The sequence below is a fragment of the Endozoicomonas atrinae genome, from assembly GCF_001647025.1.
Lineage (GTDB): Bacteria > Pseudomonadota > Gammaproteobacteria > Pseudomonadales > Endozoicomonadaceae > Endozoicomonas > Endozoicomonas atrinae.
Window position 1 is genome coordinate 1 of record NZ_LUKQ02000746.1, and the last position, 579, is coordinate 579.

Below are 579 nucleotides of genomic sequence, written 5' to 3' on the forward strand. Positions count from 1 at the left end.
CCGGACATGCTGACCGCCGATGGACAAGAGCCTGTTGATGGATGATGCAGACAAGGCGGGTCAGTACCAAGAACGGGAAATGGAAGCCCTGCTGACCTGCTGAAAAGCCACCAGCAAAAGCGCCAACTAACAACACAGGAATCCGCTGATAACTGCGAGGAATGTGGACTCCAAATACCCTCAGCGAGACAGATAGCGGTTCCCGGTTGTTCGATGTGTGCGGAGTGTGCCGCTTACTTTGAAAACCAAAATAACTAAAACAGGAAGCAAACGTCATGGAAGCGAACTTGCCAGATACGACTACCGAGGCTTGGAAACTCAACGAAGCCGGTCTTTCGATCTTTCCTCTCGGCTCACCTTTTGAAGAGCCTCCCTCATGGTTTGTCGAGGTCCGATGCAATGATGATTACGAACAGGCCAAGACGGACTGGCCAAAAGCCCCACGCTATCGCTGGAAGCAGTATCAGGATGAGGCGCCTGATGACAGTCAGATCGAGCAATGGACAACGCTTTTCCCACACACCAACTGGGCAATAGTGACAGGCTATGGTGTCGTGGTCGTCGATGCGGATAGCCCGG

The 579-nt window shown here is 52.8% G+C and carries 2 protein-coding genes; one reads left to right on the top strand and one right to left on the bottom strand.

Annotated elements, in window-relative coordinates:
* Positions 1-277: hypothetical protein (locus AK963_RS37060; RefSeq protein WP_238593910.1), on the bottom strand; the 277-nt coding region annotated here is incomplete at its 3' end.
* Here AK963_RS37060 and AK963_RS30410 point away from each other — a divergent pair.
* A partial coding sequence (locus AK963_RS30410) for a bifunctional DNA primase/polymerase (RefSeq protein WP_139117837.1) occupies positions 276-579 on the top strand: 304 nt, incomplete at its 3' end. The two genes, AK963_RS37060 and AK963_RS30410, sit on opposite strands and share 2 nt — an antisense overlap.